Genomic DNA, 11319 nt, shown 5'->3' with positions numbered 1-11319 from the left:
GTTTTTTTATTTCCCCGAATCCGTGTTAGAGTTTTTCTCGCTGCTTCGGAGGAAAGAGAAGCGCCGGGAGGCGCAGAACGAAGGCTCCGAACACCACCTGCGCGGGTGGCGGAATGGCAGACGCGCTAGCTTGAGGTGCTAGTCCTCGAAAGGGGGTGGGGGTTCAAGTCCCCCTCCGCGCACAATTGCAAGGCCTGGAATTATGATAATTCCAGGCCTTGTTTGTTTAAGTTGAATTTGCCTTTGCGGGCAATTTGCGGCGTTCATCACATTTATTAAATTGCATTACTGGCAATTCACCCACTACGCCCTACAGCGCCGTCACCGATCCGCTGAAGTGCTTCCTGCCGCTCCGTGAGTTCCAGGCCACGTAGTCCGATCGCTCCCACGGCCCCGACGCCGAGTGGACGGTGCCGATCTCCAGGGCAACCCGCGCCGGGAGGAACACCGGTGCCTCGAAAATCACGTCCCATCGGAACGCTTCCGACTTCACGGAGCCCACGTCGGCCAAGGCCCGGGATGCAAGGTACATGCCGTGCGCGATTGACCGCGGCAGGCCCAGCGCCTTGGCCGAGAGAAGGCTCAAGTGGATCGGATTGAAGTCGCCGGATACGGCCGCGTACTGGCGGCCGGTATCCACGCCGAGCTGCCACACGGCCGTTGGTGCGGGCGCCGTGAAGTCAGCCGGAGCCGCGGCTGCGGCGGCCTTATCGACTCCCGGGAGGAAGACCCCCTTGGCCAAATACGTCGACACGCCCCGCCAGAGCAGGGACCCGTCCTCGCTCGACCGGACTTCGGCGACGACGTCCAGCTGGGTTCCCGCCCTGTGGCCGCGCATGTCTTCGGCCCAGGACCTGACGTCGAGCGGCTCACTGAACTGAACTGCCCGAAATTGCTCCACATGATTCTTCAAATGGATCATTCCCAACAGCGGAAGCGGGAAGTCATCCCGGTTCAGCACGCTCATGGCAACCGGGAACGCGAGGGCATGGATGAAGCCGGCCGGCAGTGCGTCACTCGCAGTCTCGCCGATCAGGTGCTGGTACGCCGTGAGGTTGGCGACGTCGGCCCGGACTCCCCGGACCTCATGGCTCCCGCGGGGCAACGCAGAGGCAGCCTGGAACCCGAGTACCCTCCGCCGTGCCGCCGTCGCCGCCGCATTCACGTACAGCTTCGAGAGGGACGGCAGCTCCCCCAGGATGAGCGGTTGTTCGGTGGTCATGCACCCACCAGGTTCTGTCCGCAGACCCTGAGCACTTCTCCCGTGATTCCAGCGGCCGCATCCGATGCCAGGAACGCAATTGCCTCCGCCACATCCCCGGGCACGCCGCCCTGCTGCAGGGAATTCAGCCTGCGGGCCACTTCGCGGGTGGCGAAGGGGATCCGTGCTGTCATGTCGGTCTCGATGAAACCGGGCGCGACGGCGTTGATGGAGCCGCCGCGTTCTGCCAGCAAGGGCGCCGTGGCCCTGACCATGCCGATCACTCCCCCCTTTGAAGCAGCGTAGTTGGTCTGCCCGCGGTTGCCGGCGATACCGCTCGTGGAGGCCACCGACACGATCCGCGGGGTCCTGTGGAGCTGGTCCGAGCCAAGGAGTGCCTCGTTGATTCTCAACTGCGAGGCGATGTTCACGCCGATGACGGATTTCCAGCGGCCCTCATCCATGTTGGCCAACAGCTTGTCCCGGGTAATGCCGGCATTGTGGATGACGATGTCGAGGCCGCCATGACGTTCCACGGCGTGATCGATGATCCGTTTCCCGGCGTCTTCGGCCGTGATGTCCAATTGGAGGGCAGTGCCATGCACCTCGTTGGCGACGGCGGCGAGGTGGTCCCCCGCGGCGGGAATATCCACCACCACCAGCCGGGCGCCGTCCCGGTGCAGGGTCCGCGCGATCGCCGCGCCGATTCCACGGGCTGCTCCCGTGACGACGGCGACCTTCCCTGCCAAGGGCTTGTCGGCGTCGGCGGGGAGCTGGCCGGCGCCCGAGGTGACAGTCAGGAACTGCCCGTCCACGAACGCGGAACGGCCGGAGAGGAAAAAGCGCAGCGCACCCAGTGTGCCGGGGCTCGTGGTGCCGGCACCGTCCCCGAGGAGAACGCCGTTGGCCGTGGCACCTGCCCGGAGTTCCTTGGCCAGCGAACGCAGCAGGCCGTCGATGCCTTGACGAGCGGCGGCAACAGCCGGGTTGGCTGCAGAGGCGGAAGTGCGGGAGATCGTGACGACCCGTGCACCGGGGGCCAGATCGCGGAGCGACGGGGCCGCAGTGAGAACAGGCCCGGCAAGGTCTTCCGGGTGTTCGACGGCGTCAAGCACCAGGACGATCGCCCCCAGCTTTTCCTTGGGCAACGCGGAACGCCGGACGTCGAGGCCCCAGCCCGCGAGGGCGGCAGCCAGCTCGTCGGAGCCGGCGGTTCGGCCGTTGCCGCTCCCGAGCACAAGGACCGGACCCGGAACCAGCGGTTCTCCCGCTTTGTACCTCCGGAGCACGGCAGGTTGGGGCAGGCCGAGCTTTTTGGCCAGGTCCTTGCCGATCCCGTGGCTGACAAACTGTGTGTATTTGTCCGTCATGCCGGCTACCGCCCTTCCGGGGCGGAATAGGCCTCAAGGATCGCGACGACGCCCTGCCCCCCGGCTGCGCAGACGGAGATGAGCCCGCGCGCGGGACGGCCGTCCACCGGGCCGTTGTCGTGGAGCATCTTCGCCAGCGAGGCGACGATCCGTCCGCCGGTGGCGGCAAACGGATGTCCCGCGGCGAGGGACGAGCCGTTGACGTTGAGCTTGGCGCGGTCCAGCTTGCCGTAGGCACCATCGAGTCCCAGCCGGGTACGGCCGAACTCCTCGTCTTCCCACGCAGCGAGCGTACTCAGGACGGTGCCCGCAAACGCTTCGTGGATTTCGAAGAAGTCGATGTCTTCAAAGGACAGGCCGTTGCGCGCGAGGAGCCGCGGTACCGCAAATGCCGGAGCCATGAGGAGGCCGTCCTTGCCATGGACGAAGTCGACGGCGGCCGCCTCGCCGTCGACGACGACGGCCAGCTTGGGCAGGCCCCGGGCGTCCGCCCATTCCTCGCTGCCGAGGAGAACCGTGGAAGCGCCGTCCGTGAGCGGCGTGGAGTTGCCGGCCGTCATGGTCGCCTCAGCGCCAAGGCCCTTTCCGAAGACGGGCTTGAGGGTGGCCAGCTTCTCCATGGACGTATCGGGCCGGAGGTTCGAATCACGGCTCAGCCCACGGTACGGAGTCACGAGGTCATCGAAGAAGCCACGTTCGTAGGCCGCGGCGAGGTTCTGGTGGCTATTGAACGCAATCTCGTCCTGCGCCTCGCGGCTGATCTTCCACTGCGCCGTGGTCAGTGCCTGGTGCTCTCCCATCGAAAGTCCGGTGCGCGGTTCCCCGGTGTTCGGAGCATCCGGGGCGAGGTCCTTGGGACGCAGCCGGGAGAGGATCTTGAGCCGCTCGGGCAGGGACTTGGCCCGGTTGAGGTCAAGAAGGATTTCGCGGAGGCCCTCGCTCACTGCAATAGGGGCATCCGACGCCGAGTCGACGCCGCCGGCAATGGCCGAGTCGATTTGGCCCAGCTTGATCTTGTTGGCGAGGCCCAGGACGGTCTCAAGGCCAGTGGCGCACGCCTGCTGGAGATCGTAGGCAGGCGTCTCGGCGGAAAGGGCCGAGCCAAGCACCGCTTCGCGCGTCAGGTTGAAGTCGCGGGAGTGCTTCAGGACAGCTCCTGCGGCGACCTCGCCGATCCGTTCCTCTTGAAGGCCGAAGCGCGCGATCAGCCCGTCCAGTGCCGCCGTCAACATGTCCTGGTTCGACGATTTGGCGTAGGCGCCGCCGGTCCTGGCGAAGGGGATCCTGTTCCCGCCAACCACCACGGCCATGCGGAGCGTGCCCTGGGTTGCGGGGGATTCGTTTGGTGCGCTCGCGGAATGTGCTGCTGCAGGCATGCGTTTCTCCTTATGATCACATCGGGTTACTGATACCCAGCGTACCTGATACGCTGAGTATCGTGAACATCCCCAGCCCAGGACTTCCTGCCGAACACGACGCCGGGACCACGCCGCCTGCGGACGGTGAGGCTCCCGCCGTCGACGGCCGTGCCGCCCGCTGGCAGGTGCACCGCGAAGAACGCCGGCGCGATCTCATCAAGGCCGCCCGCAAGGCGGTCCATGCGCTGGGCAGCGAAGCCTCCATGGAGGACATCGCCACCGCGGCCAGTACTTCCAAGTCTGTGTACTACCGCTATTTCGGGGATAAAGCCGGCTTGCAGCAGGCAATGGGAGAAGTCGTGCTGGGCCAAATGCAACGGCGGATGAAGGAAGCGGCAGAAAGCGCGCAGACCCCGCGCGAAGGCTTGTTCGCAATGGTCTCCGCGTACCTTCAGATGGCGGAGTCCAGCCCCGCCGTCTACGCGTTCATCACGCGGCTCTCGCAAGGGGAACCCTCAGCGCAAGACGCCATCGCCGCCTCGGGAGCCCTTGGCCATTTCTTCGAGTCGATCAGTGCCATGATCGCCCGGCCCATGCGGGAACACCTGGGGGCGGAAAAGGAAGCACTGATCGACTACTGGCCCACCGCGGCCATCGGGCTGGTCCGCAACGCCGGCGAGAGGTGGCTCGGCAGTCCCGCCTCCCCCGCCAAGCCCGACCAGGAAACCATGGCGGCCCAAATCACCGATTGGCTGTGCGTGGGTATCGCCCCGGAACTCAAGATCAACTCCCCTGAATATCAGCAATGACTCCACGTTGTTCGGAACCAAAGAAGGAATGACCATGACTGAAGTAGTGGACCGCACCTCCTCCAGCAACCGGCCGGCCGCGGGAACGGCTGCAACCACACAGCCTGCCGCACCCGCCCCTACTGTGGATGTGGCGGCTCTTGGCGAACTGCTGCTCGGCAAGTGGGCCCACATCCGGCACACGGCACGCGACCTCGCAGGCCGCCCCGAGGTACACAAGATCGAAGGCTTGACGCATACCGAGCACCGCAAACGTGTTTTCGGGCAGCTGAAGTACCTCGTGGACAACAACGCCGTGCACCGGGCTTTCCCCGCCGGCTTGGGCGGCTCGGATGACCACGGCGGCAACATCGCCGGCTTCGAGGAACTCGTCACTGCCGATCCATCACTGCAGATCAAGGCCGGCGTCCAGTGGGGTCTCTTCGGTTCAGCGGTGATGCACCTGGGCACAGAGGAGCACCGGAACAAATGGCTGCCCGGAATCATGAGCCTGGAAATCCCCGGCTGCTTTGCCATGACCGAAACCGGACACGGCTCCGATGTCGCGAGCATCGCCACGACGGCCACGTACGACGAGGCCGCCCAGGAGTTCGTCATCAACACTCCGTTCCGTGCCGCGTGGAAGGACTACATCGGCAACGCAGCCGAGGACGGCCTGGCCGCCGTCGTGTTCGCCCAACTGGTGACCCGCAACGTGAACCACGGCGTCCACGCCTTCTATGTCGAGTTGAGGGACCCGGACACCAAAGAATTCCTGCCCGGAATCGGCGGCGAAGACGACGGTATCAAGGGCGGGCTCAACGGCATCGACAACGGCCGCCTGCACTTCACCGATGTCCGTGTCCCGCGCACCAACCTGCTCAACCGCTACGGCAACGTCTCCCCCGAAGGCGAGTACACCTCGCCGATCGCCAGCCCGGGACGGCGCTTCTTCACGATGCTCGGCACTTTGGTGCAGGGCCGCGTCTCCCTCGACGGCGCCGCAGTCGCCGCAAGCAAGGTGGCCTTGACAGCCGCCATCCGCTACGCTGCCGAACGGCGCCAGTTCAACGCCTCGTCCCCCACGGACGAGGAAGTCCTGCTGGATTACCAACGGCACCAGCGCCGCTTGTTCACCCGGCTTGCCACCACCTTTGCGGCGAGCTTCGCACACGAGCAGCTGCTTGAAAAGTTCGACGACGTCTTTTCCGGCCGTCACGACACCGACGCCGACCGCCAGGACCTTGAGACCCTCGCCGCGGCCCTCAAGCCCATGAGCACCTGGCACGCCCTCGACACGCTGCAAGAGTGCCGCGAAGCCTGCGGCGGCGCTGGATTCCTCATCGAAAACCGATTCGCCTCGCTCCGCGCGGACCTGGACGTCTATGCCACCTTCGAGGGTGACAACACCGTGCTGCTCCAGCTCGTCGCCAAGCGCCTCCTGGCCGACTACGCCAAGGAGTTCCGGAACGTCGACTTTGGCGTCCTAGCTCGCTTCGTTGCGGCCCAGGCTGCGGACGTCGCCATCAACCGCACAGGCCTGCGGCAAGTGGCGCAGTTCGTAGCAGACACGGGATCAGTGCAGAAAGCTGCCTTGGCCCTGCGGGACGAAGCGGGCCAACGCACGCTCCTGACGGACCGGGTGCAGTCCATGGTGGCTGAGGTGGGCTCTGCGCTCAAGGGTGCAAACAAGCTTCCCCAGCACCAGGCGGCGGCATTGTTCAACCAGCATCAGGACGATTTGATTGAAGCCGCCCAGGCGCACGCCGAACTCCTGCAATGGGAAGCGTTCACCGAGGCCCTCGGCAAGGTCGGCGACCCGGGCACCCTGCGCGTCCTGACATGGCTTCGCGACCTGTTCGGCCTTTCCCTCATCGAAAAGCACTTGTCCTGGTACCTCATGAACGGCCGCCTCTCCATGCAGCGCGGACGCACCGTGGGGGCCTACATCAACAGGCTGCTCGTCAAGATCCGTCCCCATGCCCTGGACCTGGTCGATTCCTTCGGCTACGGTCCGGAGCACTTGCGGGCGTCCATCGCCTCAGGCGCCGAAAGGGAACGCCAGGACGAAGCCCGCGCCCATCTCCGGGCGCAACGGGCAAGCGGCGCTGCCCCCGCGGAGGAGAAGAGCCTCCTCGCCTTGAAGGGGAGGAAATCCAGCTAGCACCCTGCCGTGACAGGCCGGTGAACAATTGCCGAATCCTTTTAACGACGACGACGCCGCACTCCTCCTGAGGGGTGCGGCGCCGTCGTCGTTCTTTCCCAACTCACTCGCAGTTGTTGTCGTTATGAGCCCTCAAAACGACACTTACTGCGAGTCAGTTGGGCCCGTTGGTTGGTGGGTCAGGAGGCGAGGACCGAGCGATAGACCTCGAGGGTCGTTTCGGTGATCGACTCCCAGGAAAAGTGCTCCTCCGCCCGGACGCGCCCTGCGGCACCCATGACCTTGGCCCGCGCAGGATCGGACACAACCTCGTTGAGGGCGGCGGCGAAATCGGCGACGAACTTTTCGGGATCCAGCGGTGTGCCGGTGCCGTCCGTGACCTGCTCCAGTTCCACCAGCAGTCCTGTTTCACCGTGCTGAACCACTTCGGGGATGCCGCCAGTGGCGCTTGCCACCACGGCTGCGCCACACGCCATGGCCTCGAGGTTGACGATGCCGAGGGGCTCGTAGATGGACGGGCAGGCGAAGGCCGTGGCATGGCTGAGGACCTGGATGAGCTCATGCCTCGGAAGCATGCGTTCGATGACCAGGACACCTTCGCGTTTGCTCTGCAGGTCCTCGATGAGCCGGGCCGTTTCCGCCGCCAGTTCCGGGGTGTCAGCCGCCCCCAGGCACAGCACGAGCTGCACATCTTCCGGCAGGCTGGCCGCAGCCTTCAGGAGGTACGGGACACCCTTCTGGCGGGTGTTCCGCCCGACGAAGACCACACTGGGCTTGGCGGGGTCGATGCCGAGGGCGCGAATTGCGTCTTCGCCTTCGTCCGGCTGCCACATGTCGACGTCGATGCCGTTGTGGACCACCCGGACCTTGGCCGGATCCACGTTCGGATAGCTGCGCAGGATGTCCTTCCGCATGCCGTCCGAGACGGCGATGATGGCCGCTGCGGCCTCATAGGCGGTCTTTTCAACCCATGAGGACAACGCATAACCACCGCCCAGCTGCTCCGCTTTCCAAGGCCGCAACGGTTCCAGGCTGTGGGCACTGAGCACATGGGGTATCCCATGCAACAGCGACGCCAGGTGGCCTGCCATGTTGGCGTACCAGGTATGGGAATGGACCAGGTCCGCTCCGGCGATGTCCGGCACGATGCGCAAATCCACCCCGAGGGTCTGGACGGCGGCATTGGCGGCCCCCAGATCATCCGGTGTGGAATACGACGTCACGGTCGCCCCATGGAAGTCCGCATCACGGGGCGCGCCAAAGGCCCGCACCTGCAGATCCACGTGCTTCGCCAAGACGCGGCTGAGCTCGGCAACATGCACACCGGCCCCGCCATAGATTTCGGGTGGAAACTCTTTAGTCACAATGTCTACGCGCACGCTACCTAACGTAGTCCTTCCGGAGTATGTGTTCTAGTGTGAAAGGGTCCGGCAACCCGGGCTTTTTTCGGGGGCTACAAAGACGTACAGGGAGAGCAAACACCATGGCGTTGAAGAAAGTATTGTCAATTGTGTTGGCAGGCGGAGAAGGAAACCGCCTTATGCCATTGACGGCAGACAGGGCAAAACCTGCGGTGCCGTTTGCGGGGGGGTATCGATTGATCGATTTCGCTCTCTCGAATCTGGTCAATTCCGGGTACCTCCAGATCGTGGTGTTGACCCAGTACAAGTCGCACAGTCTTGACCGCCACATTTCCGAGACCTGGCGGATGTCCACCCAGCTGGGCAGATACGTGGCCTCGGTTCCCGCCCAGCAGCGCGTAGGCAAGAGCTGGTTCCTCGGCAGCGCGAATGCCATTTACCAGTCCCTGAACCTGATCCACGACGCCAACCCCGACATTGTTGTCGTTGTCGGAGCGGACCACGTCTACCGCATGGACTTCCAGCAGATGGTCCAACAGCACGTGGCCAGCGGAGCCAAGGCCACGGTTGCCGCCGTCCGCCAGCCGCTGAACATGGCCAACCAATTCGGCGTGATCGAGGTCGACCAAAACGATCCCCAGAAGATTTCGGCGTTCGTGGAGAAGCCCGCTGAAACGCAAGGCCTCGCCGCCGATCCCACGCAGTTCCTCGCCTCCATGGGCAACTACGTCTTTGACGCCGACGCCCTGGTGGAAGCACTTCGCATCGATGCGGAGCGCCTGGACACCAAGCACGACATGGGCGGCGACATCATCCCTTACTTCGTCTCCCAGGGTGAGGCCGGCGTCTACGACTTCACGCTCAACGACATTCCCGGGTCCACCGACCGCGACCGCACCTATTGGCGCGACGTTGGCACGATCGATTCGTTCTATGACGCCCACATGGACTTGATTTCGCCGGTCCCCGTGTTCAACCTGTACAACTCGGAATGGCCCATCTACACGCGGCAAAGTATTTCACCGCCGGCCAAGTTTGTCCGGGGCGACAACAGCACGGTCGGCACCGCTTTGGATTCAATCGTTGCCAGTGGCTCTGTGATCTCCGGCGGAATTGTGGAAGGGTCCGTGCTGTCCAACGATGTCTACGTGGGAACGGCCACCAGGGTCCAGGACTCGGTGCTGATGGACAAGGTGCGTGTCGGTGCAGGCGCGGTGATCAAACGAGCCATCATCGACAAAAACGTGAACGTCCCTGCCGGGGCCGCCATCGGCTTGGATCCCGACCTCGACCGGGCCCGCGGCTTCAAGGTCACCGAATCCGGAATCACCGTACTCGCCAAGGGCCAGGTGGTGCCGGAACCGGAGGCTTCCGAGCTCGCCCTTGCGGCCGAATACCGGCGCTCCGTGCCGGAGGCGATCAAGGCGGCGACGGAGAAGTTCCCCGACATCAGGGACTCCGCCGAGCAGGTCACGAAAATCCAGGCTTCCTCGGTAGAGGTCTGACCGGAACCCTGAACCAGCGCAGCCCCCGGCCTCCCGGGCGACAGCAGGCCTCCCCCCTCTGCCGCCCGGGAGGCTTTGCTGTGTCCGACCCTGTAAAATTGACCCAATGAGCCCCGCCGATTTGACGCCTGAAGAGATCCAGGCCTGCCTCAAGGTCTTGAACACCATCCACGCCTATGACGAGGAGCACCCGGACTACGTCGCCATCCGTCGCGCCACGGGAAAGATGTTCAAGGCCGTCAAACGCCATCGCCGGGTCACGAAACGGGACGAGATCGCGGAAGCCGACCGTGCTGTCATCGCACTGACGGCCACCGCAGCCCCGGACAGGATCGACGACGAGACCCGCGGCAACAAGCTGGCCACCTCGGCCACGGGCGAAATCGCCGGCCACCTCATCCGGTCCCGGCCCTGCTACATCTGTAAGCAGCACTACACGCAGGTAGACGCGTTCTACCACCAGTTGTGCCCGGAATGTGCTGCCTTCAGCCACAGTAAGCGCGATGCCCGCACTGACCTCAGCGGACGCCGGGCCCTCCTCACGGGTGGACGAGCCAAGATCGGCATGTACATCGCCCTGCGCTTGCTCCGCGACGGAGCACACACCACCATCACCACTCGCTTCCCCAAGGACGCGGCACGCCGCTTTGCCGCCATGGAGGACAGCGCGGACTGGTTGCACCGGCTCAGGATTGTGGGCATCGACCTCCGCGACCCCTCGCAGGTCATGGCCCTCACCGACTCCCTCAACGAAGCGGGCCCCCTGGATATCATCATCAACAACGCCGCCCAAACAGTCCGGCGTTCGGGGAATGCGTACAAACCGTTGGTGGATGCCGAGGACGAACCTCTCCCTGAGGCCCTGCAGGCAGCCAACGGCGGCCCGGAGCTCGTCACGTTCGGGCATGCCCACGACAAGCACCCGCTGGCCATCACCCAAAGCGTCACCGATCATCCTGTCTTGGCGGGCGATGCGATCACCTCGCTCGCTTTGTCCACCGGTTCCGCGTCCTTGGAGCGGATCGCCACGGGCACCGCGATCGATGCCGGCGGCCTGGTTCCCGACCTCGCGGCCATCAACAGCTGGACCCAAGTGGTGGACGAAGTTGACCCGCTGGAGATGCTCGAAGTTCAACTCTGCAACGTCACGGCGCCGTTCCTCCTGGTCAGCAGGCTTCGCGGGGCGATGAAGCGGTCCACCGCCCATAGGAAGTACATCGTGAACGTCTCGGCCATGGAGGGCCAGTTCTCCCGCGCCTACAAAGGCCCCGGGCACCCGCATACCAACATGGCAAAGGCCGCGTTGAACATGATGACCCGGACCAGCGCACAAGAGATGCTGGACAGCGACGGGATCCTGATGACCGCCGTCGACACCGGATGGATCACTGACGAACGCCCGCATTACACCAAAGTCAGGCTCATGGAGGAAGGCTTCCACGCACCGCTCGACCTCGTGGATGGGGCGGCGCGCGTCTACGATCCCATCGTCATGGGCGAAAAGGGCGAAGACCAGTACGGCGTCTTCCTGAAGGACTACAAGCCCTCCCCCTGGTAAATCCAGGCGGAGGG

General features: G+C 64.5%; 8 protein-coding genes and 1 tRNA gene. 5 read left to right on the top strand and 4 right to left on the bottom strand.

Features of this window, described 5'->3' with window-relative positions:
- The first annotated feature begins 99 nt into the window (after window positions 1-99).
- Window positions 100-182 (top strand) — tRNA-Leu (locus tag AB0323_RS02440).
- Between the two features lie 128 nt (window positions 183-310).
- Here the strand turns inward: AB0323_RS02440 and AB0323_RS02435 are convergent.
- From AB0323_RS02435 to AB0323_RS02425, 3 genes are read right to left on the bottom strand one after another with little or no spacing between them, the layout of a single operon-like run.
- On the bottom strand, window positions 311-1222 hold the full coding sequence (locus AB0323_RS02435) for a MaoC/PaaZ C-terminal domain-containing protein (RefSeq protein ID WP_366175968.1): 912 nt from the start codon (window positions 1220-1222) through the stop codon (window positions 311-313).
- Entirely contained in the window at window positions 1219-2571 is a 1353-nt protein-coding gene (locus AB0323_RS02430) for a 3-oxoacyl-ACP reductase (protein ID WP_366175967.1), read from the bottom strand. The genes AB0323_RS02435 and AB0323_RS02430 overlap by 4 nt, the downstream gene beginning before the upstream one ends.
- A gap of 5 nt (window positions 2572-2576) precedes the next feature.
- Window positions 2577-3947 (bottom strand): acetyl-CoA C-acetyltransferase, encoded by a 1371-nt coding sequence (locus tag AB0323_RS02425; protein WP_366175966.1) that lies wholly within the window; start codon window positions 3945-3947, stop codon window positions 2577-2579.
- Between the two features lie 68 nt (window positions 3948-4015).
- On the opposite strand from AB0323_RS02425, the gene AB0323_RS02420 reads away from it, so the two are divergent.
- Both AB0323_RS02420 and AB0323_RS02415 read left to right on the top strand, forming a co-directional pair.
- Entirely contained in the window at window positions 4016-4738 is a 723-nt protein-coding gene (locus tag AB0323_RS02420) for a TetR/AcrR family transcriptional regulator (protein WP_364534814.1), read from the top strand.
- A gap of 34 nt (window positions 4739-4772) precedes the next feature.
- Complete coding sequence (locus tag AB0323_RS02415; RefSeq protein WP_366175965.1) at window positions 4773-6881, top strand: acyl-CoA dehydrogenase; 2109 nt, start codon at window positions 4773-4775, stop codon at window positions 6879-6881.
- A gap of 179 nt (window positions 6882-7060) precedes the next feature.
- Here AB0323_RS02415 and glgA read toward each other — a convergent pair whose 3' ends face one another.
- Entirely contained in the window at window positions 7061-8260 is a 1200-nt protein-coding gene (glgA, locus tag AB0323_RS02410; RefSeq protein WP_366175964.1) for a glycogen synthase, read from the bottom strand.
- 104 nt (window positions 8261-8364) lie between these two features.
- On the opposite strand from glgA, the gene glgC reads away from it, so the two are divergent.
- Both glgC and AB0323_RS02400 read left to right on the top strand, forming a co-directional pair.
- Window positions 8365-9747, top strand: a complete 1383-nt coding sequence (gene glgC / locus AB0323_RS02405; RefSeq protein WP_366175963.1) for a glucose-1-phosphate adenylyltransferase — start codon at window positions 8365-8367, stop codon at window positions 9745-9747.
- A gap of 106 nt (window positions 9748-9853) precedes the next feature.
- Entirely contained in the window at window positions 9854-11305 is a 1452-nt protein-coding gene (locus AB0323_RS02400) for an SDR family NAD(P)-dependent oxidoreductase (RefSeq protein WP_364534508.1), read from the top strand.
- Window positions 11306-11319: the final 14 nt, after the last annotated feature.

The organism is Arthrobacter sp. NPDC080031 (genome assembly GCF_040702485.1).
GTDB lineage: Bacteria > Actinomycetota > Actinomycetes > Actinomycetales > Micrococcaceae > Arthrobacter.
This window is presented reverse-complemented; position numbering and strand designations above follow the sequence as displayed.

Coding starts and splice junctions, on each gene's coding strand:
- glgC (WP_366175963.1), top strand. CDS start 8,365: ATGGCGTTGAAGAAAGTATTGTCAATTGTGTTGGCAGGCGGAGAAGGA.
- AB0323_RS02425 (WP_366175966.1), bottom strand. CDS start 3,947: ATGCCTGCAGCAGCACATTCCGCGAGCGCACCAAACGAATCCCCCGCA.
- AB0323_RS02435 (WP_366175968.1), bottom strand. CDS start 1,222: ATGACCACCGAACAACCGCTCATCCTGGGGGAGCTGCCGTCCCTCTCG.
- AB0323_RS02400 (WP_364534508.1), top strand. CDS start 9,854: ATGAGCCCCGCCGATTTGACGCCTGAAGAGATCCAGGCCTGCCTCAAG.
- AB0323_RS02430 (WP_366175967.1), bottom strand. CDS start 2,571: ATGACGGACAAATACACACAGTTTGTCAGCCACGGGATCGGCAAGGAC.
- AB0323_RS02415 (WP_366175965.1), top strand. CDS start 4,773: ATGACTGAAGTAGTGGACCGCACCTCCTCCAGCAACCGGCCGGCCGCG.